At 67.7% G+C, this 24,416-nt stretch carries 23 protein-coding genes; 8 read left to right on the forward strand and 15 right to left on the reverse strand.

Features of this window, described 5'->3' with window-relative positions:
• Positions 1-18: 18 nt before the first annotated feature.
• The 4 genes from ACZLZQ_RS04255 to mutS all read right to left on the reverse strand — a co-directional run bounded on the left by ACZLZQ_RS04255 (position 19) and on the right by mutS (position 8,814).
• Positions 19-1,278, reverse strand: a complete 1,260-nt coding sequence (locus tag ACZLZQ_RS04255) for an acyltransferase family protein (RefSeq protein WP_472948291.1) — start codon at positions 1,276-1,278, stop codon at positions 19-21.
• 181 nt (positions 1,279-1,459) lie between these two features.
• A complete protein-coding gene (gene murJ, locus ACZLZQ_RS04260; RefSeq protein WP_472948292.1) occupies positions 1,460-3,061 on the reverse strand; it encodes a murein biosynthesis integral membrane protein MurJ in 1,602 nt (533 codons plus the stop codon).
• Entirely contained in the window at positions 3,058-5,856 is a 2,799-nt protein-coding gene (locus ACZLZQ_RS04265; RefSeq protein WP_472948447.1) for a [protein-PII] uridylyltransferase, read from the reverse strand. The genes murJ and ACZLZQ_RS04265 overlap by 4 nt, the downstream gene beginning before the upstream one ends.
• Before the next feature lie 273 nt (positions 5,857-6,129).
• Positions 6,130-8,814: a DNA mismatch repair protein MutS gene (mutS, locus tag ACZLZQ_RS04270; protein WP_472948293.1), complete on the reverse strand. Its 2,685-nt coding sequence runs from the start codon at positions 8,812-8,814 to the stop codon at positions 6,130-6,132.
• A gap of 278 nt (positions 8,815-9,092) precedes the next feature.
• Here mutS and ACZLZQ_RS04275 point away from each other — a divergent pair, with 278 nt between their 5' ends.
• Entirely contained in the window at positions 9,093-9,431 is a 339-nt protein-coding gene (locus ACZLZQ_RS04275; protein ID WP_472948294.1) for a DUF1236 domain-containing protein, read from the forward strand.
• 137 nt (positions 9,432-9,568) lie between these two features.
• On the opposite strand, the gene olsB is transcribed toward ACZLZQ_RS04275, so the two are convergent.
• The 5 genes from olsB to ACZLZQ_RS04300 form a co-directional block, all read right to left on the reverse strand.
• On the reverse strand, positions 9,569-10,492 hold the full coding sequence (gene olsB, locus ACZLZQ_RS04280) for a l-ornithine N(alpha)-acyltransferase (RefSeq protein ID WP_472948295.1): 924 nt from the start codon (positions 10,490-10,492) through the stop codon (positions 9,569-9,571).
• Between the two features lie 137 nt (positions 10,493-10,629).
• Complete coding sequence (acuI, locus tag ACZLZQ_RS04285) at positions 10,630-11,622, reverse strand: acrylyl-CoA reductase (NADPH) (protein WP_472948296.1); 993 nt, start codon at positions 11,620-11,622, stop codon at positions 10,630-10,632.
• A gap of 50 nt (positions 11,623-11,672) precedes the next feature.
• The gene (lspA, locus tag ACZLZQ_RS04290) at positions 11,673-12,161 is read right to left on the reverse strand and encodes a signal peptidase II (protein ID WP_472948297.1); all 489 of its coding nucleotides are present in this window, start codon (positions 12,159-12,161) and stop codon (positions 11,673-11,675) included.
• 5 nt (positions 12,162-12,166) lie between these two features.
• Entirely contained in the window at positions 12,167-13,039 is an 873-nt protein-coding gene (locus tag ACZLZQ_RS04295) for a TrmH family RNA methyltransferase (protein ID WP_472934368.1), read from the reverse strand.
• Positions 13,039-14,106 carry an RsmD family RNA methyltransferase gene (locus ACZLZQ_RS04300; RefSeq protein ID WP_472948298.1) on the reverse strand — a complete coding sequence of 356 codons (1,068 nt, stop codon included), beginning with the start codon at positions 14,104-14,106 and terminating at the stop codon, positions 13,039-13,041. Before ACZLZQ_RS04300 ends, ACZLZQ_RS04295 begins: the two co-directional genes overlap by 1 nt.
• A 239-nt stretch (positions 14,107-14,345) precedes the next feature.
• On the opposite strand from ACZLZQ_RS04300, the gene ACZLZQ_RS04305 reads away from it, so the two are divergent.
• A complete protein-coding gene (locus tag ACZLZQ_RS04305) occupies positions 14,346-14,831 on the forward strand; it encodes an SRPBCC family protein (protein ID WP_472948299.1) in 486 nt (161 codons plus the stop codon).
• 151 nt (positions 14,832-14,982) lie between these two features.
• On the opposite strand, the gene ACZLZQ_RS04310 is transcribed toward ACZLZQ_RS04305, so the two are convergent.
• The 3 genes from ACZLZQ_RS04310 to sppA all read right to left on the reverse strand — a co-directional run bounded on the left by ACZLZQ_RS04310 (position 14,983) and on the right by sppA (position 16,967).
• On the reverse strand, positions 14,983-15,342 hold the full coding sequence (locus tag ACZLZQ_RS04310; protein WP_472948300.1) for a lipopolysaccharide assembly protein LapA domain-containing protein: 360 nt from the start codon (positions 15,340-15,342) through the stop codon (positions 14,983-14,985).
• A gap of 152 nt (positions 15,343-15,494) precedes the next feature.
• Positions 15,495-15,779: an integration host factor subunit beta gene (locus tag ACZLZQ_RS04315; RefSeq protein ID WP_472934364.1), complete on the reverse strand. Its 285-nt coding sequence runs from the start codon at positions 15,777-15,779 to the stop codon at positions 15,495-15,497.
• A gap of 207 nt (positions 15,780-15,986) precedes the next feature.
• Positions 15,987-16,967: a signal peptide peptidase SppA gene (gene sppA / locus ACZLZQ_RS04320; RefSeq protein ID WP_472934363.1), complete on the reverse strand. Its 981-nt coding sequence runs from the start codon at positions 16,965-16,967 to the stop codon at positions 15,987-15,989.
• Positions 16,968-17,251: 284 nt separating this feature from the next.
• On the opposite strand from sppA, the gene lptC reads away from it, so the two are divergent.
• From lptC to ptsN, 6 genes are all read left to right on the forward strand, one after another.
• Positions 17,252-17,962 (forward strand): LPS export ABC transporter periplasmic protein LptC, encoded by a 711-nt coding sequence (lptC, locus tag ACZLZQ_RS04325; protein WP_472948301.1) that lies wholly within the window; start codon positions 17,252-17,254, stop codon positions 17,960-17,962.
• Positions 17,959-18,567 carry an LptA/OstA family protein gene (locus ACZLZQ_RS04330; RefSeq protein ID WP_472934361.1) on the forward strand — a complete coding sequence of 203 codons (609 nt, stop codon included), beginning with the start codon at positions 17,959-17,961 and terminating at the stop codon, positions 18,565-18,567. The genes lptC and ACZLZQ_RS04330 overlap by 4 nt, the downstream gene beginning before the upstream one ends.
• Positions 18,568-18,793: 226 nt before the next feature.
• On the forward strand, positions 18,794-19,543 hold the full coding sequence (gene lptB, locus ACZLZQ_RS04335) for an LPS export ABC transporter ATP-binding protein (RefSeq protein ID WP_472934462.1): 750 nt from the start codon (positions 18,794-18,796) through the stop codon (positions 19,541-19,543).
• A gap of 149 nt (positions 19,544-19,692) precedes the next feature.
• Positions 19,693-21,201 carry an RNA polymerase factor sigma-54 gene (gene rpoN, locus ACZLZQ_RS04340; RefSeq protein WP_472948302.1) on the forward strand — a complete coding sequence of 503 codons (1,509 nt, stop codon included), beginning with the start codon at positions 19,693-19,695 and terminating at the stop codon, positions 21,199-21,201.
• A 310-nt stretch (positions 21,202-21,511) separates the two neighbouring features.
• Positions 21,512-22,099, forward strand: coding sequence for a ribosome hibernation-promoting factor, HPF/YfiA family (gene hpf, locus ACZLZQ_RS04345; protein ID WP_472934359.1), 588 nt, complete (start codon positions 21,512-21,514; stop codon positions 22,097-22,099).
• A gap of 152 nt (positions 22,100-22,251) precedes the next feature.
• Positions 22,252-22,716, forward strand: a complete 465-nt coding sequence (gene ptsN, locus ACZLZQ_RS04350) for a PTS IIA-like nitrogen regulatory protein PtsN (RefSeq protein ID WP_472934461.1) — start codon at positions 22,252-22,254, stop codon at positions 22,714-22,716.
• Between the two features lie 135 nt (positions 22,717-22,851).
• Here the strand turns inward: ptsN and ACZLZQ_RS04355 are convergent, their stop codons facing one another.
• From ACZLZQ_RS04355 to msrB, 3 genes are all read right to left on the reverse strand, one after another.
• Positions 22,852-23,106 (reverse strand): BQ00720 family protein, encoded by a 255-nt coding sequence (locus ACZLZQ_RS04355; RefSeq protein ID WP_472948303.1) that lies wholly within the window; start codon positions 23,104-23,106, stop codon positions 22,852-22,854.
• Positions 23,107-23,165: 59 nt separating this feature from the next.
• Complete coding sequence (locus tag ACZLZQ_RS04360; protein WP_472948304.1) at positions 23,166-23,603, reverse strand: Hsp20 family protein; 438 nt, start codon at positions 23,601-23,603, stop codon at positions 23,166-23,168.
• Positions 23,604-23,801: 198 nt separating this feature from the next.
• Complete coding sequence (gene msrB, locus ACZLZQ_RS04365) at positions 23,802-24,308, reverse strand: peptide-methionine (R)-S-oxide reductase MsrB (RefSeq protein ID WP_472948305.1); 507 nt, start codon at positions 24,306-24,308, stop codon at positions 23,802-23,804.
• Positions 24,309-24,416: the final 108 nt, after the last annotated feature.

A 24,416-nucleotide genomic window follows, 5' to 3' on the forward strand; every position in this document is an offset into this window, starting at 1 on the left:
ACGGCGCTGGGGACGCGATCAAGGCTCGGTGGCCGCGGGATAGGCTGGCAGCCCCTGCCGGCTGCCGGCGGAGCGCGGCACGGCGCCCCTCGGCGGTGCGGCGCGCCGTGCCTCCGCCGGCAACGCCCGGCGCGGCGGGCGAATGCCGAAGGCCAGAGCCAGGGGCGGCGGCAGCCGGCGGCCGAGCTCGTAGAACAGGAGGCAGCCAAGCACCGTCAGCGCGACGAGGGCGGCATAGGTCGGCCCAACCCCGAGCGACCACGGCAGGAGGAGATAGAGCCCGGTCACCACGATGGTCTGGTGGATGATGTAGAAGGCGAAAACGCCCTCGCCGAGATAGGCGAGCGGGCGGCTCGGCCGGTTCACATGCCGGGCGGCGAAACCGACCAAGGCGAGGATCGTCCACCAGGCGAGGGCGAAGGTCAAAAGCTTGAACGGTGCCCGCATCTCCGCATAGCCGCCGACGAAGGTCGCGGCGGCGGTGCCGGGCGACACGCCTGCCAGCACGGCGCTGAGCAGGACTGCGAGCCCCAAGCTGCGCCAGCGCAAGGCGATGATGCGGCCGATGAGCGCCCCCTGGTGCCGGGCGAAGACATAGCCGAGGCCGAACCAGGCCGACCACGTGGCAAACCAGGCACCGTCATTGTAGAGCGCGTTGGTCTGGCGCGGGAAGAACGGCGACAGGCCCACGTTCAGCGCCAGCGGCACGAGGAAGCAGGCGTAGAGCCAGGGGCCAAGGGCGCAACGCTCAACACGGCCGGAGAACGCGTCCAAATTTGCGGCCCACCGAAGCAGCGGCACCAGGGCGACCATGATCGCTAGGAGATAGCCGACGAACCACATGTGCGCCCAGGTAATGTTGCCGTCCGGGTATTTGCCCTCAGTAAAGTAGCGCGTCAGCCAGAAGGTCGCGAGCGAGCCTTCATATCCTTCCTCCATCACCCGCTCGCACCAGACCTGCGGGACGACGAACAGCGCCATGGCCGCCAGCAGCGGCGGCAGAAGGCGGCGCAGGCGCTCGGCGAGAAAGACGGAAGGACTGGTGCCGGCCGCGGCAAAAGACGCCCCCATGCCGGCGACGAAGAACAGCAGCGGCAGTCGCCAGGCGCGCGGCTGGTTCATCACCGCCTCGAGGAGCACGCTGGACTCGGCGCTGTCGACGAGCCAGACCATCCTGGGAAAGAAGGCCGCCGAGGCGTGATAGAGGATGAGGACGCCGAAGGCCCCGACCCTCAGCGCGTCGACATAGTGCAGTCGCTCACCGCGTTCGCCTGCCATCTCTGCCGTTCCCTGCGGCCGGCCCATCCGGACGTCGGCGCATTGGAACATGAAATGGTTGCAGAGCTATCAGTCCGGACCCGCTAAACGTGTAGGCACACAAACAAAACGCCGAAGCCTTCCGCGCCCATACGTCCTCACCGCGAAGCGCCCCGGGATCGGGGGCGCGCGATCGCCGAGGTCAGCGTCGGCGCTTGACCACCCGCATCACCAGCGACCGGTCGACGGCGCCGGTCGCCAGCGTCAGCGCGAAGTAGACGGCCATGGCGGCGCCGACGAGGACGCCGATGCCGGCGATCTGCGAGACGACGCTGGCGCTCGGCACCAGCCAAGGCCGCGTCAGCCCTTCGAGCCCGACAAGGGCGACGCCCATGAGGCCGGCCGAGAGGAAAACCAAGGCGCCGCGCTTCACCAGCGGCCAGTCGAGGTGCCAGAGCCCCTTGCGGCGTAGGCCCTCGAACAGGAGCAGCGCGTTCATCCAGCCGGCGAGCGTCGTCGCCAGCGCGATGCCCTTTTCGGCGAAGTAGTAGAACAGAATCAACGACAGCACGATGTTGCCGACCGCCGAGGCCGAGGTGACGATCATCGGCGTGCGGGTATCCTCGCGGGCGAAATAGCCGGGCGAGAACACCTTGATGAGGACGAAGGCCGGTAGGCCGAGCGCGTAGAGGCCGAGCACGTCGGCGACGGCCTTGGTCGTCGCCGCATCGAAGGCGCCGCGCTCGTAGATCAGGCGGATGATCGGCTCGGGGATCAGGAACAGCGCCACCGCCGCCGGCACGGTGAGGAAGAGCGCGAATTCCAGGCTGCGGTTCTGGGTGTGCTGGGCCTCGACAAGGCGCCCGGCCTTCAGCGCGCGGGCGAGCTCGGGCAGCAGCACGACGCCGATGGCGACGCCCACCATGCCGAGCGGCAGCTGGTAGGGCCGGTCGGCATAGGTGAGGATCGAGACGGCGCCCGGCTTGTAGGAGGCGATGGCCTGGCCGACGAAGAGGTTGATCTGGGTGATGCCGCCGATCAGCGCGGCGGGGCCGGCGAGGATCAAAAGGCGTCTCAGTCCCTTGGTCCAGCGCGGACGCTGCAGCGAGACGCCGAAGCCCGCCATCCGCATCGCGAAGGTGACGACGGCCAGCTGCGTGACGCCGGCGACGAGCACGCCCCAGCTCATCAGGAAGCCGATGGTGCGGGTGTCGGCGCCGGTCCAGTGGCACCAGGCGAGCACCCCGATCAGGATGAAGTTGAGGAGGCTCGGCGCGATCGCCGCGGCGAAGAAGCGGCGGAAGGCGTTGAGGATGCCCGAAACCATCGCCATCAGCGACATCGAGGCGAGGTAAGGGAACATGATGCGCGAGAAGGCGACGGTGATCTCGAAGCGGTCGTCGCAGGAGATCGCTTGCGCGGCATTGGCGGGATCGTCGACGCAGGCGGCAAGCCCCGGCGCGATCACCGTCTGCACCAAGAAGGGCATGAACACCATGGCCACCGCGGTGAGGCCGGCGAGGACGACGAAGAGCGTCGAGAAGATCTCGGTCGCGAAGGCGCGCGCGCCCTCCTCGCCGTCTTCCTCGAGCGAGCGGGCGAAGAGCGGGATGAAGGCGGCGTTGAACGCGCCTTCGGCAAACAGCCGGCGGAAGAGGTTGGGGAAGCGGAAGGCGAGGTTGAACGCGTCGGCGACCGGGCCGATGCCGAGCGCCGAGGCCATCATCATCTCGCGGCCGAAGCCGAAGACGCGGGAGAACAGCGTCGCGCCACCGACGGTGGCGAATTTGGAGATCAGGCTCATTTGGCGGCGAAACCGAAAGCTTTGGTGGAGGGCATGGCGGTGCGCGAGGACAACTCGCCCTCCGGGCTCTCGAACACCGAGGTGAGGCGCTGCTCGATCCGCTCGACGCGGCTGGGGCTCGCGATCTTCATGCCGATGAGGTCGGTGACGTAGAACACGTCGACCACCTTCTCGCCATAGGTTGAGATGTGGGCCGAGCGGATGTCGAGGCTGAGGTCGGAGAGCGCGCTGGTGAGGTCGGACAGGAGGCCGGGGCGGTCGATGCCGTCGACCTCGACCACCGTGAACTGGTTCGATAAGGCGTTGTCGACGGTGACGCGCGGCTTCAGCGAGAACAGCTTCATGCCGCGGCCGTTCTTGCGCTGGGCGATGAGGTCCGGCATGCCCTGCTTGCCTTGCAGCACCTCGCGGATGTAGCGGCCGATGCGCTCGGCGCGGCGCAGCTCGTCCTCGTCATCGGCAAATTCCCGGTTGATGGTGATGACGTCGAGCGCCCGTCCATCGGTCATGGTGAAGATCTGCGCGTCGGCGATGTTGCCGCCGGCCGCAGCGCAGCCGCCGGTGATGATCGACAGGAGGCGCGGATGGTCGGGCGCGAGAACCGTGATCTCGGTGATCGCCTGATAGGCGTCGGTGCGCACCATGGTGGCCAGCTGCTCGTCACCCTCCCCCGTCTGGCGAATGAAGTCGGCATGCCGGCGCTGCTCCTCGAGCGGCGTGGTCAGGAAGTAGTTCTGGTAATGCAGCTCGACATAGGCCTCGGCCTCCGCCGCCGGCCAGTCGGCGAGGCGCTCGGCGAGCCTCTCCTTGGCGTGGGCGAAGCGCTGCTTGCGCGAGGACTGCGAGAAGCCGCCGGTCAGCATCAGCTCGGTCTCGTAGTAGAGCGTGCGCAGGAGCTGCCCCTTCCAGCCGTTCCAGACGCCGGGGCCGACGGCGCGGATATCGCAGACGGTCAGCACGGTGAGCAGCTTCAGCCGGTCGAGGGTCTGGGCCCGCTCGGCAAAGTCGATGATCGTCTTGCGGTCGTTGAGGTCGCGCTGCTGGGCGGTCATCGACATCACCAGATGCTCCTCGATCAGCCAGGCGACGAGCTCGGTCTCGCGCTCGTCGAGGCCGAGCCGCGGGCAGAGTTCGCGGGCGATCTGTGCCCCGGCGATCGAATGGTCCTGCGGCCGCCCCTTGGCGACGTCGTGCAATAGCAGCGCCACGTAGAGCGGCACGCGGTCCTTCAGCGGGGTGACGATCTCGCTCGCCATCGGATGATCGGCGACGAGCTCGCCCTTCTCGATGCGCGACAGGATGGCGACCGAGCGCAAGAGGTGCTCGTCGACGGTGTAGTGGTGGTACATGTTGAACTGCATCATCGAGACGATGCGGCCGAAATCGGGAATGAAGCGGCCGAGCACGCCGGCCTCGTTCATCCGCCGCAAATGCAGCTCGGGGTCGGTCGCGTCGGTGAGGACGTCGAGGAACAAGCTGTTGGCGTCCGGATCCTCCCTGAGCGACGGCCCGATCAGCCGCAGCGAGCGGCGGATCAGCTTCAGCGCATCCGGGTGGTATTCAAGCTTCAGCGCGGCGGCGAGCGCGAAAATCCGGATGAGGTTGACCGGGTCCTTCTCGAAGACGTCCTTGCCGCTGATGTTGATGCGGTTGTTGTCGATGTGGAAGTCGAGCGTTCCCGGGATTTTGCGCGCACGGTTGCGCAGCGAGCGCACGAAGCCTTTGAGGCCCGGCAGGTCCTTGGCCTGTTCCTCCTCCAGCGCCGCGCAGAAGATGCCGGTGAGGTCGCCGACCTCCTTGGCGATCAGGAAGTAGTGCTTCATGAAGCGCTCGACGTCGCGCATGCCGGGATGGGCGTTGTAGCCGAGGCGGCGGGCGATCTCCGGCTGGATGTCGAAGGACAGGCGCTCCTCGGCCTTGCCGGTCAGGAAATGCATGTGGCAGCGCACCGCCCAGAGGAAATCCTCGGCCTTGCGGAAGAGGCGCGCCTCGCGCCGCGAGAACACGCCGGCGGCGACGAGTTCCTCTGACGTCTCGACGCGGTAGTAGTCCTTGGCGATCCAGAACAACGTGTTGAGGTCGCGCAGGCCGCCCTTGCCCTCCTTGACGTTGGGCTCGACGAGATAGCGGGTGTCGCCGCTCTTGGTATGGCGGGCATCGCGCTCGGCCAGCTTGGCGGCGACGAACTCCTGCGCGGTGCCTTGCACCACTTCCTTGTCGAACCGCTCGGAGAGTTCTTCGAGCAGCATGCGGTCACCGACCACCAGCCGGCGCTCCAGCAGCGCGGTGCGGATGGTGAAGTCGGTCTTGGCGAGCTTGATGCACTCCTCCACGGACCGCGTGGCATGGCCGACCTTGAAGCCGAGATCCCAGAGGAGATAGAGCAGGAATTCCAGCACCTGCTCGCCGAGCGCCGTCTGCTTGTAGGGCAGCAGGAACAGGAGATCGATGTCCGACCCCGGCGCCAGCGTGCCCCGGCCATAGCCACCGACGGCCACCACGGCGACGCGCTCGCCGGATGAGAGGTTGGAGGCGACGAAGACGCGCTCGAGCGCGAAATCGTAGACCGCGCGGATGATCTCGTCCTGCAGGGCCGACAGCCTGGCGGCGCAGAACAGCCCGCTGCCATCCTCGAACAGCATGGCCTCCGCCGCTGTCCGTCCAGCGGTGATGCGGTCCTTGAGAAGGGCGAGCACGTCGGCGCGCATCTTCGACGGCGCGACGCTGCCGGGCTCGGCGCCCGCCGACGCGGCGAGGTCCTGCACCAGCGTGGGCACGTCGATGATCTCGCCCATGCGTAGGCCGGCCGCGCCCTCGACGGGGGCGTTTTCCTTCAGCGAGATCTTACGGGTTTCCAGCGGCATGTCATCGGTCCTGCCGCAGCCCCGTCGTCACCGCGACGGACCTCGGATCAATAGCGTCGGACCGGGCGTATAGGCCATTTCGGTTAACGTCGCCATGCGAACCGTCGCGGCCCGTCCCAGACCGAGCCCCACAGCCGGACACTCGGCCCGGCGCGCAGGGCCTTGGCGACGCGCGGAGCGCGGTTGAAGCGAAGCAGCTTTGCGTCAGGCGAGCGACTTCAGGCGGTAGAGCGCCTCCAACGCCTCGCGCGGGCTCATCTCGTCGGGATTGATGCCGGCGAGGGCCGCCAGCGCCGCCGGTGGCTCGGCAACCTTGTCGGGCTCGCGCCGGGCCACGGCGGCAAACAGCGGGAGGTCGTCGATGAAGGCGGTGCGCTTCTCGCCTTGCTCGCCCTTTTCCAGCTCGTGCAGCACCTGCCGCGCGCGGTCGATGACGCTCGGCGGCAGGCCGGCGAGCTTGGCCACCTGCACGCCGTAGGAGCGGTCGGCGACGCCGGGCTTCACCTCGTGCAGGAAGATCACCTCGCCCTCCCACTCCTTGACGCGCATGGTGGCGTTCTTCAGCCGCTTGAGGCGGGAGGAGAGCGCCGTCATCTCGTGGAAGTGCGTCGCGAACAGTGCCCGGCAGCGGTTCGCCTCGTGCAGGTGCTCGACGGCGGCGAAGGCGATCGACAGACCGTCATAGGTCGCGGTGCCCCGGCCGATCTCGTCGAGGATCACGAGGGTGCGCACATCGGCCTGGTTGAGGATCGCGGCAGTCTCGACCATCTCGACCATGAAGGTCGAACGCCCTTCCGCCAGATCGTCGGACGCGCCGACGCGCGAGAACAGCCGCTCGACGACACCGATATGCGCGGAGGCCGCCGGCACATAGGCGCCGGCCTGGGCGAGCACGGCGATCAGCGCGTTCTGGCGCAGGAAAGTCGACTTGCCGCCCATGTTCGGGCCGGTCAGCAGCCAGATCGCGCCGGCCTTGGAGTCCTTGCCCGTCGCCGACGGCGGCGAGAGGTCGCAGTCATTGGCGATGAAGGGATCGCCCGACCCCGCCTTCAGCGCTGCCTCGACCACCGGATGCCGGCCGCCCTCAATGGCGAAGGCGAGGCTGTCGTCGACCTCCGGCCGGGTCCAGGCCTCCGAAAGCGCGAGTTCCGCAAGCGCTGCGGAAACGTCGAGCACGGCGAGCGCCTCGGCCGCCTGCTGCAGCGGCGCGGAGGCCGCGACGATCACCGCCGACAGCGTCTCGAACGACGCGAGCTCCAGCGCCAGCGCCTCGGCGGCGGCACCGGCGATGCGGCTTTCGAGGTCGGAGAGCTCGACGGTCGAGAAGCGCAGGCAGTTCGCCATGGTCTGGCGGTGGAAGAAGCGCGCCTTCAGCGCGTCGGTGCCGTTCAGCGAGGGCGCATGCGCCTCGGAGACCTCGACGAAATAGCCGAGCACGTTGTTGTGCTTGATCTTCAGCGAGCGGACGCCGGTCTCCTCGGCATAGCGCCCCTGCAGCTCGGCGATCACCCGGCGCGAGCGGTCGCGCAGCGCACGCGCCTCGTCGAGCCCGGCAATGGCGCCCTCGCGAATGAAGCCGCCGTCGCGCTTCTGCAGCGGCACGGTTTCCGCCAGCATGCCGGCAAGCTCGGCCTCGATCCCCGCCGGCAGCGCGGCAAGGCCCGCGACGGCAGCAGTGAGCTCGTCCGGCAGCGCTGCGCCGGCGAGCAGCGCCGCGATCTCGCGGGCGACGGCAAGGCCATCGCGGACAGCGGCAAGGTCGCGCGGGCCGCCGCGGTCGAGCGACAGGCGCGACAGCGCGCGCTCGGTATCGGGCAGCGTCTTCAGAAGCGCGCGCAGGCCGGCGCGAAAGGCGGGATCCTCGGCGAAGAAGCCGACCGCGTCGAGCCGCCGCCGGATCGCGGCCGGCGCCGTCAGCGGGCCGGCGAGGCGCTGCGCGAGGAGGCGCGATCCGCCGCCGGTCGCCGTGCGGTCGATGGTGGCGAGGAGGCTGCCCTGGCGCTTGCCGTCGGTCGAGCGGGTCAGTTCGAGGCTCGCACGGGTTGCCGGGTCGATCAGCATCACCGCATTGCTGCCGAGGCGCTCCGGCCGCTGCAGCGCGGGCTTGGCGGCAAACTGCGTCTTCGAGAGATAGGCGAGGAGCGCGGCGGCGGCCGCAATCTCCGCCCGGCCGAACTCGCCGAAGCCGTCGAGCGTCGCGACATCGTAGAAGCGGCAGAGCCGGGCGGCGGCCGTCGCGGCATCGAAGAGCACGGCAGGCTCCGGCCGGGCGAGCTGGCGCAGCTGGTGGAACAGCGGCTTCAGCGCCGCATCGTGGAACACCGTGTCGGCGACAATGATCTCCGACGGGTCGACCGCCAGCATGTCGGTCGAGAGGCGCTCCGCGGTGCTCGCCTTGACGGTGAACTGCCCAGTCGAGAGATCAGCCCAGGCCAGCGCATACTCGGCCTGCGGCCCCGAGCCGCCGAGGCGGGCAAGACTAATCAAATAGTTGGGCTTGCCGGGATCGAGCAGCCGGTCCTCGGTGATCGTGCCCGGCGTCACCAGCCGGACGACGTCGCGCTTCACCGGCGATTTGCCGCCGCGCTTGCGCGCCTCGGCCGGATCCTCCAGCTGCTCGCAGACGGCGACGCGGTGGCCGAGACCGATCAGCCGCTGCAGATAGTCGTCGGAGGAAACTACCGGCACGCCGCACATCGGGATGTCCTCGCCCTGGTGCTTGCCGCGGCGGGTCAGCGCGATGCCGAGCGCGCGCGAGGCGATGGCGGCGTCCTCGAAGAACAGCTCGTAGAAGTCGCCCATCCGGTAGAACAGCAGGCAATCGGGATTGGCCGCCTTGATCTCGATGTACTGCGCCATCATCGGCGTCGGGGCGTTCTCCTCTTTCATCGCGGCGATCGATCGTCTCCTAGAATTTCTGCCCCGATAGGCTGCCTCGAAGGGCGCCCCCAAAGCGGACCGCCGTGCTGCCGGCCTTCCGGCGGGCCGCTGGCAGCTTGGGACCTCTGGCATAGCGGCGGGGGGCGGCGGCGGAAAGGCCCCGGCCCCGCTGTCCACCGTTGCGGCAACACCGGAAGAGCTGGAAGCAACACTGCAAGAGAATTGCGTGCGCCGCACACGCGGCCATTATCAAGCGGCAGAGGCCGTTCTATATTGGGGGAGTGCGGGTGGCCATCTGGTTCGCCTGCCATTCCCCCGAGGACCGCATGACCCACCGCCCGTCGCTGACCACCCTCCTGACAATGCTCGCCTTTACCGGCATCGCGCATGGACAGGCGGCGGAGCCCGCCAAGGCGGCCGTGCGGGTGAACGTCTATGATTTCGCGGTCGAGAACCCGGTCGACGATTCAAGCCTTCGCTTCGCGCCGACGCTCGGCGAGACCGTGCCCGAGGTGATCCACCTCGTGCCGCTCGAGGGCGAGGCGAGCTACGCCTATTTCTACTATAATGGCCTGCCGGTGATCGTCGATCTCACCACGCGCAGCGTCGTCCGCGTCGGACAGTAGAACGCCGGCTCCGGCCCGTCTGGCCTGATTGAGCAGGCAGGACGTGGCCGTCATCACCTGATGGTGCATTCCGGAGACTGGCTTGCCGGGCGCCACGCTGCCGACCGCAGCGCTGCGAGCCCGCAGCCTGCTGTCGCTCAGGCGGCGAAGCGCGAGTCCGGTCCGTAATATTCGATGTAGCGCGGATCGATGTTGGCGACCGGGACCACCACGAGCACGTCGGTGGTGCCGAACTGCGTATCGACCACGGCATCGCCGCCGATATAGCCGCCGATCCGCAGGTACCCCTTCAGCAGCGGCGGCAGCGAGGCGAGCGCCCGGCGCGGGTCAGCGCAGACGACGTCCCCATTCACCGGCAGGCCGCGGTGCGGCTGCGCCGAGACCCGCCATTCGGCCGGCGCCGAGGCGTTGGAGCGCAGGAAGGACAGCGGCAACGCCAGCCTTTCGGGATCGGTGCCAGACAGCGAGGCGCAGCCGAACAGCACGTCGATGCGGTGCTGGCGGACATAGGCCATGATGCCCTGCCAGAGCAGCTCGACCGTGCGCTTGCCGCGATAGGGCTTCAGCACGCAGGAGCGGCCGAGCTCCATGAAGCGCTTGCCGGGATGGCGGGCGATCAACGGCGCGATCTGGAATTCCTGTTCGGTGTAGTAGCCACCGGCCATCGCCGCCGCTTCCGGCAGCATCAGCCGGTAGGTGCCGACGATCTGCTCGGCGAGGCGGCCGCCGCGCGCGGTATCGACCACGAGAAGATGATCGCAATAGCGGTCGAAGGTGTCCTTGTCGCGCCGGGTGAGCTTCTGCAGCACCGAGGGCTTGGCCGACATTTCCTCGTAGAAAACGTGGTAGCGCAGCTGCTGCGCCGCCTTGACCTCGTCGCGCGATCGGGCGAGGCGCACTTCGAGGGTTCCGAGGCGGCCGAGAACGCGGCCGTTCGGATCGAACCGGCCTTTCATCCGGCGCACCGGTGCAGGAACGAAAGCGCGCACCACGGCGCCCAGCGGATAGTGCCCCAGGTCGCCGGAGCCCGGCGTGGCGTCGGCCGTCCTCAATAGGTTCATGTGACCCTCCACCTCAGACACCTGCGGTTCCGCCGCCTGTTCTAACGAATTATATTCGTTCCGCGAAGCTTTCGTGACCGAAACGCGCCCGCCTGCCGTTCGTGGCAGTCCTGCGCCCTTTATCGGCCCCTGACGCTTCACGATACGGCGACCGCGAGGCGACCGCGGATACCGCCATCGACGATCCGCTGCGCCGCGCCGATGATGTCGTCGAAGCCGATCTCGGTGGTGATGTCGACGAGCCGTGCCGGATCGAGATCGGACGCCAGCCGGCGCCAAGCCTCGAGCCGCTCCGCTCTCGGCGCCATGACGGAGTCGACGCCAAGAAGCGAGACTCCGCGGAGGATGAACGGCGCCACCGATGCCGGCAGATCCAAGCCTTGAGCCAGCCCGCAGCAAGCGACGACACCCTTGTAATGGGTCTGCGCCAAGACATTGGCAAGGGTATGGCTGCCGACGGAATCGATCGCGGCGGCCCAGCGCGGCGCGGCCAGCGGCTTGCCGGGGGCGGAGAGCTCGGCCCGGTCGATGACCTCGTTCGCGCCGAGGCCCTTGAGATATTCCGCCTCCGCCGCCCTGCCGGTCGAGGCGACGACCTGCCAGCCGAGGCTGGCGAGCAGCGCGACGGCAATCGAGCCGACGCCGCCGGCAGCGCCCGTCACCAGCACCGGGCCATCGCTTGGCTTGGGGCCGGCGGCCTCGAGCGCCATGACGCAGAGCATCGCGGTATAGCCGGCGGTGCCGATGCCCATCGCCTGCATCGGCGTGAAGGCCGAGGGCAGCGGCACCAGCCACTCGCCCTTCAGCCGGGCGCGCCCGGCATAGGCGCCGTAATGCGTCTCGCCAACGCCCCAGCCGTTGAGCACCACGCGGTCGCCCGCCGCCCAGTCGGGGTTGGCGGACGAGATCACCGTGCCCGCGAGGTCGATGCCGGGGATCATCGGCCAGCGGCGCACCACCGGCGAGCGGCCGGTGATGGCGAGGCCGTCCTTGTAGTTCACCGTCGTCGCGTCGACCGCGATGTCGACGTCGCCGTCCATCAGCTGGTCCGGCGTCATCTCGACGATCTCGACTGACTGCACCCGGTCGTCGCCGCGCGAGACCAGGATCGCCCTGAAACTGTCGCTCATCCGCCGTCTCCTTGCCTGTTCTGCGCGGTGCCCATACCCCGCTTCTGACCTCAGTCGCCGCGCGGTTCGGCAGTCGTCTGCTTCCTGCGGCCTGCCAACAGGAACTCGTCGAGAACGATGATCGCTGCACCGACGGAGATGAAGGCGTCGGCGAGGTTGAACACCGCGAACGACCAGACCGGCGTGTGGAACAGCACGTAGTCGGTGACATAGCCGAGCCGCACGCGGTCGATCAGGTTGCCGATCGCACCACCGACGATGATGGCGAAGGCGAAATGCGTCAACTTCCGGTCGGCCGGCGTCTTCCACCAGAGCCAGGCGACGAAACCGAGCACGGCGGTCGCCATCAGCACGAGGCCGATGTCGTCGAAGCCGGCGAACATCGAGAAGGCGATGCCCTCGTTGCGGGCGTGGTAGAGCGCAAGGAACGGCAGGAGCTCGATCGCGCTGCCGAGCGGCATCTCTGCCACCACGATGGCCTTGATCACCTGGTCGGCGACGACGGCGAGCGCGACGATCAGCCCGTTGATCCAGAGCATCGGCCTCACAGCACGAGCGCCTTGCGCCGGACCTCGAACAGCATGACGCCGGTGGCGATGGCAAGGTTCAGGCTGTCGGCGCGGCCGGCCTGGGGGATGCGCAGAAGGACGTCACAGGATTTGGCCAGTGGCTCCGACAGGCCCGCCTGCTCGTTGCCCATCAGCAGCAGCGTCGCCTTGGCGGCATAGTCGGGCGTGCGGTAGTCGGTGGTGCCGGCCATGTGGGTGCCGGCGACAAGGCCGCGGAATTTCGTGCGCCAACCGAGGAACTGGCCCTCGCTCGCCCGGACGATCGGCACGGCGAAGATCGAGCCCATGGTGGCGCGCACGGTCTCCAGCGAGAACGGGTCGACGCAGTCGCCGATCAGCACCACGCCCTTGGCGCCGACCGCGTCTGCCGTACGCAAAATGGTACCGAGATTGCCGGGATCGCGCACCCGGTCGAGCGCCACGACGACGCCGTCGCGGCCGATGTCGAGCGCGTCGAGGCCGACGGTCTTTTGCTTGAAGACGCCGATGGCGCTCTGCGGGTTGTCGCGCCGTGTGATGACGCCCAGCACCTTTTCCGAGGCCTCCACCACGTCGGCGCCGAGCGCCACGGTCCGGGCGGCGGTCTTGGTCAGCAGCGGGTTGTGCAGTTGGGATTTCGCCACCACCAGCGTCTCGATCTTCCAGCCGGCGTCGAGCGCGTCGATGACGAGCTTCAGCCCCTCGGCGATGAACAGGCCGGTCTCCTCGCGGTGCTTCTTCAGCCCGAGCGCGCGGATGTCCTTGATGATCGGGTTGGAGACGCTGGAAAGGTCCTTTACCCGGCCGGGCGCGGAGAGGTCCGGCCGGCGGGGGGCGCGTTCGGGCGTGTCGTCATTGTGGTCGGACATCAAGGGATCCAGCGCGAAAAGAGCGAGGTGGAGAGGCTGCGGGGCTCGTCGCCGGCCTCGCGGATGATCAGCTCGCCGGATTCGATCGTGCCGCCCTTGCCGCGCAGCGTCTGCGCCATCAGCGCCGAGAGCGAGTAGAACGACGAGCGGATGGAATAGGCGGTGAGGATCAGGCCGAGCGGGCGCTCGGACAGGAGATCGCGCGACAGGTCGAGGAGATAGGGCAGGTCGTCGAAGATCTGCCAGACCTCGCCTTTCGGCCCGCGGCCGAACTTCGGCGGGTCGAGGAGCACGATGTCGTAGCGGCTGCCGCGCTTCACTTCGCGCTCGGCGTAGCGCACGGCATCCTCGCAGATCCAGCGGATCGGCTTGTCGGAGAGGCCGGCGAGCTCCTGGTTCTCGCGCGCCCAGAGGATCGCCTTCTTGGAGGCGTCGACATGCGTCACCTCGGCGCCGGCCCGGGCGGCGAGCAGCGAGGCAAGGCCGGTATAGCCGAACATGTTGAGCACCCGCACCGGGCGCCTGGCTGCCTCGATCGCCGCCGTGACATAGGCCCAGTGGCCGGCCTGCTCGGGAAACACGCCGGTGTGGCGGAACGAGGTGAAGCGGCCGAGATAGGACAGGCTCTTGTGCTGCAGCGGCCAGGTCTCGCCGAGCGGCGTCTTCGGGAAGCGCCAGCGGCCAATGCCTTCCTCGTCGGTATCGCCGGTGAAGACGGCGTCGGCCGCCTCCCATTCAGCATCCGGAAGCCGGCGCTGCCAGATCGCCTGGTTCTCCGGTCGGCGGACGACGACGGGGCCGTAGCGCTCGAGCTTTTCGCCGGCCCCGGAGTCGAGGAGGGCGTAGTCGCCGTCCGGCTCGACGGTGAGGATCACCGGCAGCCGCTCGGCTGGACGTGGCCCGGTATGCTGGCGCAGCGGCGGCCGGTCGGCATTGGCGACGCGCGCGACCGCTGGCTCGGGCGCCGGCTCGGCAGGCGCCGAGACGGCGGCGGGCGTCTCGCGCCGGCGGGTTTCACGCGGCCGGAACGGCGGCGGTTCTTTGCGGGGACGGCGCGGTCCGCTCAACGGGGCATTTCCTTGCGGCTGACAATCGGCATGGGCTCCTCTATCTCTTTGGCTGCCGCTTGGCAAAACGCCGGCGCGCGGCAGGGCAAGCCGAACCGGGGTCGACCGACCCCAGGACGGACAGATGCCCTCGCCTCTCAAAGATGAAACGGCCTTCCTGCATCCTCTTGGATGCCGGGCGCTCTGGCCGGCAGCAGTCCTTTTTCCGCAGCGAGGAAGGCGGCAGAAGGGACGAGGATATGGATCTCACCGGCGAATTTCGCCTGCCCGCCCCGCGGGATGCCGTCTGGACGGCGCTGAACGACCCTTTGGTGCTCGGCGCCTGCATTCCCGGCTGCGAGCGGCTGGAAATGACCTCGCCCGGCCGGATGGAGACGACGGTCTCGTTCCGGATCGGGCCGATCCGGCTGCGGCTGAACGGTGTCATCCGGCTCGAAAACGTCGAGGCGCCCTCGCGCTACACGATCATCGGCGAGGGCAAGGGCGGCATGGCGGGGTTTGCCAAGGGCAGCGCCGACGTCCGGCTCGAGGCGGACGGGCAGGAGACCGTGGTGCACTATGCCGTGCTCGACACCGAAATTTCCGGACGGATCGCCCAGTTCGGCGGCCGGCTGATCGAATCGACCATCAACAAGCTCGCCACGCGCTTCTTCGACGCCTTCGCCGCCCACCTCGCGGCCGGTGCCCAGTCCACACCAGGGGTCTCGAAGCCAGCAGGCTCGTAGGTCAGGGAAAGACGAGGGGCGGCAAGACGCCTGCTGGATCGCCGCGAGCCCAGCACCTCCCCAGCATCCGGCTTAACCAGATTGTCAGCAGACCACACTCGCGGCAGCGCCCCTCTGAGGAGCGCTGTCGCAAAGGCCGGACTGCGTCAGATCAGGCGGCGCGGGGCGCGACGAGGGCAGTCGACGTCGGAACCGAGTCCTCGCGCAGCAGGCGCAGGCGCTCGTTGGCGTCATCCGCCTCGCGGCGAAGCCGTGCGACCTCCGCTTTGCGGACGGCCGCCTTGCGGCGATAGTGCGCCTGGGTCAGCCAGGTGCCGATGCCGCCGAGGATGACCCCGACGATCACCGCGCCCATCAGGATGATGAACAGCGGCAGACCGAAAGTGAACTGCGGCATGGTGCCGAGCGGATCGAGCGAGATGGTGACCACCTCGCGGTTCGACACGCAGAACACGACCAAGAGGATCGCCAGCGGCACCAGGATCACGAAGGACAGAATTCTGGAGATCATCATGCATCCCTGCGCTTGTCGTCCTGGGTTCACCGGACGTGGTCTTGCCAGAGCATCGATATGGCAGTCCGGCGCGCGTGGTCAATCGCGCCGTGTCGATGGCGGCTTGCGGCGCTCGTCCGGCGGACCGGTCCGAGAGCCGCCGGAGCGGGTCAGCCGCCGTCGTTCAGGCGCTCGCGCAGCTCCTTGCCGGCCTTGAAGAACGGCACCCATTTCTCCTCGACGTCGACCGACTCGCCGGTGCGCGGGTTGCGGCCGGAGCGCGGCGGGCGGTTCTTCACCGAGAAGGCGCCGAAGCCGCGCAGCTCAACGCGGTTGCTCTCGCAGAGCGCGTCGGTGATCTCGTCGAAGATGGCGTTGACGATGGTCTCGACGTCACGCTGGTAGAGATGCGGGTTTCGGCTCGCGATGATCTGCACGAGTTCGGACTTGATCACGGACTGCTCCAGTGTCTTTGGGTCGAAAGGGGCGGATCGTCCGCCGACGGGAATTTCCAGAAATACCCATGCTGCCCGAGAAAGGGCCTGACGTCGGCGGCTCCGGCAAATGCCGGCCTGCGGTGCGTGACCTCTAACCCGACCTTAACGGCAGCGGGATGGCGAGATCAATATGCCAGATCGCTCTTCGGCTGCGGAACGGCCGGCTTACCGCCCGCCGAAGCCGGCGCCGGGCGCCCAGAGCGAGACAAGGCCGCTGATCTGGCCGGTGCCCCGCGCCAGCGCCTGCGGCAAGGTCTCGGCCGCCGGATCGAGGCCGAGGGTGGCAAAGGCGAAGGCGCGCGCCTGCGCAAAGGGCGACCAGCCGAAGCCCTCGTCCTTGGCCGGCTCGCGGTCGACGATGTCGAGGCCCTTGGCGACTTTCCGGTCGTTCTCCAGCCAGGAACGCACTTCGTCCTCGCCGCCCAGCGCGTCGACGAGGTGGTTGGCGAGCCCTTGCCGGCCGGTGAACACCGACCCGTCGGCCAGCCGCAGCGCTTCGGCCGCGTCGATCGGGCGGCGCTCGCCGACCAAAGTGACGAACCACTGATAGGTGTCCATCACCAAACGGCGGATCATCTCCTGCGATTCGGGGCTCGCCGGCGCGAAAGGCGATGGCTCGGCCTTCATCGGCGAGGACTTGATCGCCCGGACGTCGACGCCGACGTTTCCAAGGAGGACCGAGGCGTCGACATACTGGAACAGGACGCCAATCGAGCCGACGATCGAGGTGTCGTGTGCGACGATGTGGTCGGAGGCCGCGGCGACCATGTAGCCGGCGGAGGCGGCCAGCGTCCCGACCTCGGCGGCGAGCGGCTTGACCTCGGCGATCGCGCGGGCGGCGCGGTAGAGCGTCTCGCCGCCGACCGTCGTGCCGCCGGGGCTGTCGATCTGCAGGATCACCGCCTTGACCGAGGCGTCGTCCTTCAGATCCTTCAGGAGGTCGAGCAGCTTCTCGTCCTCGGTGATCAGGCCCTCGATCTTCACCCGTGCGATCTGGTCGCCGACGCCGAGCGGGCCATCGGCGGACCGCAGCGCCAGCGGGATGCCGACCACCGCCGCGGCGAGGAAGAGCACCGCCAGCACGCGCCAGAAGCCGAGCTTGCGCCGTAGGCGTCGCCGGTCGATCAGGTCCTGTGCAGAGGCCAAGTCACGTCCACCATCATGATTTGCTAACCCTTGTTCGATAGACTTTCGCTGGGGACTTGCCAAGCGCGACAAAAACGCGGGCGGGGCCCCCTCTCTTTAACGGGACGCAAAAATCCCATATTGCTGACATACCGGCTGGCTCTTTCGGGAGCGGTCACGAAGACCTTCGTTCGCCGCCCGCCCCGGCGCCTGGCCTGGCGATCGGGCCCCATCGTGATGCAGCATCAGGCAGAAAGCGCAGGACAAGCGGTTTGACGGCGAGCACAGGACACATGGACAGGGCCGTGCCGACGGCTGCCTTCGGCGGCCAGCACGACCATGTCCGCTCGGAGCGCGAGTTTGCCCGTGCCCGGCGTCACTCGCGCCTCGTCCGGCTGCTGAAAATCGGACTGCCGATGCTTGCCGTGATCATCGTCGTCGGCGGCGGCCTCGTCACCTTCTTCGCGCGCAGCCTGCCGGACGACGTCTCGATCTCCTCCGCCAGCCTCGACAACGGCCGCATCGTCATGGAGGACCCGCGGATGACGGGCTTCGACAAGGCCGGCCGGCCCTATTCGATGGTCGCCCAGCGCGCCATCCAGTCGCTCGACGGCGGCGGCGTCGATCTCGAGACGATCAAGGCGAATGTCGGCGTGCGCGCCGATACCACGGCCGACATCGTCGCCACGCGCGGCCATTTCGATCAGAAGGCGCAGAAGCTGAACCTCTTCGACGACATCACCGTCGACACCACCGATGGCATGTCGATCCGGCTGAAGGATGCTGAGATCGACCTCGCCGCGGGCAACATGGTCGGCAAGGGTCCCGTGGCGATCGACATGCCCAACCAGACGATCAACGCCGGCTCCCTCACCGTCAAGAACGGCGGCAAGCTCCTGAGCTTTGGCGACGGCGTGAAGATGACCATGCTGCCCTCCGCCGCAGACGCTCCGACCGACGCGAGTGCTGCGCCCGACACCGCCCGCCCCGCCCCATCCGAAAGCTCCGCGCCATGACACGCCCGCTTCTCCCCTTCGCCCGCCATCTCGTCCTGGCCGGCCTGTTCTGCGCAGCCGCACCGGCTTTCGCCCAGGCGCCCGGCACCTTCAACGGCCTCAACGTTCAAGGCGACCAGCCGATCGCGATCGAGTCCGACCAGCTCGACGTCGACGACGCCAAGGCGCTTGCGACCTTCAGTGGCAACGTCTCGGTGTCGCAGGGCGAGACGCTGATCAAGACGGCGAAGCTCCTGGTCTACTACATCAAGGCGCCGGCGGCCGATGCGAAGGCCCCCGCGGACGCGCCGAAGCCGAAGCTTGCGGCCTCCAAGGGCGCGCTGCCGGGCGGCAACAACCAGATCGACCGGATCGAGGCGAGCGGCAAGGTCTACATCAAGTCGACCGACCAGGTGGCGACGGCCGAGACCGCCAATTTCGACATGAAGACGCAGCTCGCTATCCTGACGGGCAACGTGGTGCTGTCGCAAGGCGAGAACGTCGCCCGGGGGCCCAAGCTCACCATCCACATGGACACCGGCATCGCCCAGTTCAGCGGCGGCGGCAAGAGCGGTGGCCGCATTAAGATGCTGATGGCGCCCGACCAGAAGCCCGCCGGCCAGTAGGCCGCGCTGCTGGCGGCCCGCAAGGGCCGCCGTTCCGGCGCCTTGCGAGGGGCCGCTTACCGCAACAGGACGCCCGCCGGTTGCGCATTGCCCGCGCCGCGCGGGCCGAACCCAATCCAGTGGGCCTAGCCATATGACCGATACCCCGATGCACCGCGACACCCGCGCCCCGGCCCCCGGCCCGCAGCGGATCATCGGCGCCGCGCCCGGCTCGCGCGATGCGCTGATGGGGGACGCCGCGCGCACCGATACGGCCGGCACGCTGGTGGCGAGCGGCATCACCAAGTCCTATCGCGGGCGCCGCGTCGTCGACAATGTCGACGTCTTCGTGCGCCGCGGCGAGGCCGTCGGCCTCCTCGGCCCGAACGGCGCCGGCAAGACGACGTGCTTCTACATGATCACCGGCCTGGTGCCGGTCGATGGCGGCCGGATCGAGCTCGACGGGCACGACATCACGCAGATCCCGATGTACCGCCGGGCGCGCCTCGGCATCGGCTACCTCCCGCAGGAGGCCTCGATCTTCCGCGGCCTGTCGGTCGAGGACAACATCCGCGCCGTGCTGGAAGTGGTCGAGAAGGACAAGTCGGCCCGCGAGGACCAGCTGACCGCCTTGCTCGAGGAGTTCCACATCGAGCACCTGCGCAAATCGCCGGCGACGGCGCTCTCCGGCGGCGAGCGTCGGCGCTGCGAGATCGCCCGGGCACTCGCCTCACGGCCGACCTTCATGCTGCTCGACGAGCCGTTCGCGGGTGTCGATCCCATCGCCGTCTCCGACATCCAGGACCTCGTGCGCCACCTCACCCAGCGCGGCATCGGCGTCCTCATCACCGACCACAACGTCCGCGAGACGCTCGGCCTCATCGACCGCGCCTACATCATGCATGCCGGCGCCGTCCTGACGCATGGTGACCCGCAGGAAATCGTCGACAATGTCGACGTCCGGCGCTTCTATCTCGGCGACCAGTTTACCTTCTGACCCGGCAGTCTTGACCGAGCGGCAGTTTCGCTCGGCGAAAGCCGGGGGCGCATTGACAAGCAAGATGCGGACCAGCTTTGATGCCGGTCGGCCCGGACGGGGTTTTTGTCCGGCCATCCTGTCCGGGATGTGTTCGCAAGGCGTGTTCGATGCTCTCCGCTAAGCTCCAGATGCGTCAAAGCCAGAGCCTGGTGATGACCCCTCAACTGCTGCAGTCGATCCGGCTGCTGCAGTTCTCGCACCGCGAGCTGCAAACCTTCATCGACCAGGAAATGGAGAAGAACCCGCTGCTCGCGACCGACGCCGGCGCCGATTCCGGCAGCGCGGAGGGAAACGAGGGAGCTGCGGAGGCAGGCGTTCCTGCCGAGGCAAACAGCGGCGAGACCGCTCTGTCCGGCGCGCGCGAGGACGGCGACGCCTATGACGACGGCTTCGACGCGGTCGAGCCCGCCGCCGGCACGCAGGCGGACGAGCGCAGCCCGCTGCAGCCGAGCGGCCATGACGGCGCCGGCGGCGGTGGCGGCTCGGGCGCCTCGTTCATCGAGGCGCTGGCCGAGGCGAGGCCCTCGCTCTACGCCCACGCCTTGCAGGAGATCCAGGAGGCGATCCGCGATCCGCTGGAGCGCAAGATCGCCGAGAGCCTGATCGAGCAGCTCGACGAAGTCGGCTATCTCCGCCTCGATGTCGGGCAGACCGCCGAAACGCTCGGCATTGCACCGGCCCGGCTGGCGGACATCATCGCCCGGCTGCAGCGCGAGGCGGAGCCGGCCGGACTGTTCGCGCTGGACCTTTCGGACTGCCTCGCCATCCAGCTGCGCCGGCAGGACCGTCTCGACCCGGTGATGGAAAGCGTCCTCGCGCATCTCGACCTTCTTGGCCGCCGCGACTTTGCCGCGCTCCGCCGGATCACCGGCGAGGACGAGAGCGGCCTGATGGACATCCTGGCGGAGATCCGTCGGCTGGACCCCAAGCCCGGCCAGGGCTTCGAGGCCTCGGCAGTGGACGTCGTCGTGCCCGACGTCGTGGTCGAGGCGGCGTCCGACGGCAGCTGGCGGATCGAGCTGAACCCGGACGCGCTACCGAAGGTCCTCATCCAGTCCGACTATGTCCAGCGCATCGCCACCGGGCGGCTCGACAAAGCGGAGCAGACCTTCATCTCGGACTGCCACGCCTCCGCCAACTGGCTGGTCCGCTCGCTCGACCAGCGCGCCCGCACCATCCTGAAGGTCGCGAGCGAGATCGTCCGCCGCCAGGACGGCTTCCTGATGGAAGGCATTACCGGGCTGAAGCCGCTGACGCTGATGAGCGTCGCCGAGGCCGTCGGCATGCATGAATCGACAATCAGCCGGGTCACCGCCAACAAGTACATGGCGACGCCCCGCGGCACGTTCGAACTGAAATTCTTCTTCACCGTGGCGATCGCCTCCTCCTCCGGCGGCGACGCGCATTCGGCCGAGAGCGTCAAGCACCGCATCAAGACCATGGTCGGCGCCGAGGGGCCGGGCTCGGTGCTCTCCGACGACGATATCGCCGAGAAACTGAAGCGCGAAGGCGTGGATCTGGCACGGCGCACGGTCGCAAAATATCGGGAAGGGCTGGGTATTCCGTCCTCGATACAACGCCGCCGAGAATTTAACGCCCGGCGGCTCGCGTCCTGACCGCCCGCCAAGCATCTGATCGCGTTCGCTCTTCTGAATGCTGGGGAGCAACCGGCCGGAACCGAGCCCGATCACGCGATGTGTCAGGGGATCGCAGAGCCGTGCTTCGCGTTGACAGGAGGTTCGATCGTTCTTAGAAGGCCGACCCTAAAACCGTCGGTCGGACCCATGGCGATCGAGAAGGCCGCGCCGGCCGGATTGGCGCGGGCCCTTCGCGAAAAGATCCGGCCAGAACCAGCTGGCCGGTGTATCAAGGGGACGGATCCACTTCGTGTCGAAGCGGGATCGATTGTCCGGAGGAGCTAGCAATATGAGTGTTCGGGTATCCGGCAAACATATGGATGTGGGCGAAGCGTTTCGCACACGGATCGAGGACAAGCTCGGCCAGCTGGTCGGGAAATATTACGACGGCAATTTCAGCGCCACGGTCGTGGTGTCGAAGGACGGGCCGCGGTTTTCCAGCGACTGCAGCCTTCACCTGGATACCGGCGTGATCTTCCAGGCCGCGGGCGAGGCGCATGATCCGGAGGTCGCCTTCGCCGATTCCGCCGAACGCATCGAAAAGCGCCTGCGCCGCTACAAGCGCCGCCTGAAGGACCATTATGCCGGCGGCAACGGCCAGCAGCGCGACGTCGCCTATACGGTCATGCAGGCGCCCTTGCCGGAGGAAGACGACATCGACGAGGTGCCGGAGGACTACGCACCGGCGATCGTCGCCGAGACCTCGCTTCAGGTTCGCTACATGTCGGTAGCGAGCGCGGTGATGGAACTCGACCGGCGCGACAGCCCGGTGGTGGTGTTCCGCAATGCCGGCAGCGGCGAGGTGAACATCGTCTACCGCCGCGCCGACGGCAATTTCGGCTGGGTCGACCCCTCGACCTACAAGACCGAGGCGTAAAGCCTCGGGCATGGCTCCGCGTTCATGGTGACGCGAGCCATGCCCGTCCGACGATGTGCTGCGGGGACCGCCTATCCGGTCTCACCGGCAGCCCGCCTCAGATACGGATTTCCAGCCTCATGACGTCGCATTCCCCTGCCAAGATCATCGCGATGGACCTCGGCGACCTCATTGTGCCGGAGGCGATCCTGCCGGCGCTGAAGGCCACTTCCAAGAAGCAGGTGCTGCAGGAACTGTCCGAGCGCGCCGCCGAGCAGACGGGCCTGTCCGAGCGCGAGATCTTCGAGACCGTGCTGCAGCGCGAGCGTCTGGGATCGACAGGGGTCGGCAACGGCATCGCCATCCCGCACGGCAAACTGTCCAACCTGACGCGGCTCGTCGGCGTCTTCGGCCGGCTCAGCCGCCCGATCGAGTTCGATGCGCTCGACGACCAGCCGGTCGATCTCGTCTTCCTGTTGCTGGCGCCCGAAGGCGCCGGCGCCGATCATCTGAAGGCGCTGTCGAAGATCGCCCGGCTCCTGCGCAACCCGGAAACCGTCGCCCGGCTGCGCTCGTCCCGCGATTCCGAGACGATCTATTCCCTGATGACCGAGTCACGGTCCCCGCACGCCGCCTGACATCGATTTCTGGCCCATCCCGCAATCCTTCATCACGGTACAAAAAAGGGCGGCTTTCGCCACCCTCTCTATTCTGGAATATTGACTACAGCGGCAACCCACGTCGCCTAATTGCTGAACCGCCTCATACGCCTCTTAGTGGATGCTGACGGTGGTCAGCGAGTTGTCCGAAGCGCTGGCGAGAATGCTGCCGCGGTCATCGGAAACCGCGAGCGGCGTACCGTCAGCACCGAACAAGGCCCAGAGGCTGATGCCGGGCGCGATCGACTGCGCGGATGGGAATTTGGCGCGGATGTCGTCCGACGACATGCGGCGGAGGTAAGCGACATGGCCTTCGCCGATGGCGGCGAGATCGGTCTCGGAAATGGTCGACGTCATGGTATTCGTCATATTATCGTCTCCTCAAAGGCAAACGTAGCGCGGACATAATCGATCCACCGGACCGGTCTTCACGCGGTGACAATGATCTCGATGCGCTTCACGACGCGCTCCGGTTCGGGCCTTGCGAGATCGATCAGCAGCAAGCCGTTCTTCAGCGTTGCCCCGATGATCTTCATCCCGTCGGCGAACAGGAAGTTCTTCTGGAACTGCCGCGCGGCAATCCCCCGGTGAAGATAGTCGCGGTCCTTCTCGTCGCCTTGTCGGCCACGAATGGTCAGCTGGTTCTCTTCCGTGGTCACCTCGAGATCCTCCGGACGGAAGCCGGCGACCGCCAGCGTGATCCGCAGGAAATGCGACCCTGTCGGGCCGTTCTCGCCCTCCTCGCCGATGCGCTCGATGTTGTAGGGAGGATAGCCCTCCCCGCCTTTCCCGATGCGCTCGAGGGTGCGCTCGACGGTATCGAAGCCCAGCAGAAAGGGACTGGAAAACGGTGTCATCCGGCTCATCAAGCCAAGTCCTTGTGAAAGCGACTTTGGATGGAGACCCAGGGAAGCGGCGTCTCCGGCACTGTTCACCTCATATGGCGTCGGCTTTCTCCGAGTTCAATCAGGTCGCGGCCTCGAATGCCCGCGCCCTCATGCTCCGCCTCATCGGTAAAGAAACCGTCTCCCTCTTCTGCCAGACCGGCACGAGGCGCCGTACCGTCAGGAGGCGGTGCCGTTTTCGCGGAAGTTCAGGACGACGCCGTTGATGCAGTGGCGCTTGCCGGTCGGGGCGGGGCCGTCGTCGAAGACATGGCCGAGATGGCCGCCGCAGGTGGCGCAATGCTCCTCGGTGCGGGGATAGACCAGCTTGTAGTCCGTGGTATTGCCGACAGCGCCGGCGATCGCCGCATAGAAGCTCGGCCAGCCCGTCCCGGAATCGAACTTGGTGTCGGAAGTGTAGACCGGCGTGTCGCAGCCGGCGCAGCTGTAGGTGCCTTGCTTCTCGTTATGGTTCAGCTGGCTGGAGAAGGGCCGCTCGGTGCCTTCCTGGCGCAGCACGGTGTACTGGTCGGGCGTCAGCTTCTTGCGCCATTCCTCGTCGGTCAGCTTAAAGCGGAAATCACCCTCGGCGCTTTCGGCGGGCCGGCCGAGACCGAAAAGCGCGACGCCGCCGAGAAGGGTCACGGAAAGCGCTGCGCTGGTCTGAAGAAACTGCCGACGCTGCATGGCGCCCTCCGGAGATCGAGTGATGGTCTCCCATTATGTAGCCGCTGGGCGCGCTGGCACCAGAGCCGAGTCCCGTGCCCGGACCGCAAGCACGCGGACGTGTTGAAC

Source organism: Mesocryomonas lacus, assembly GCF_055730105.2.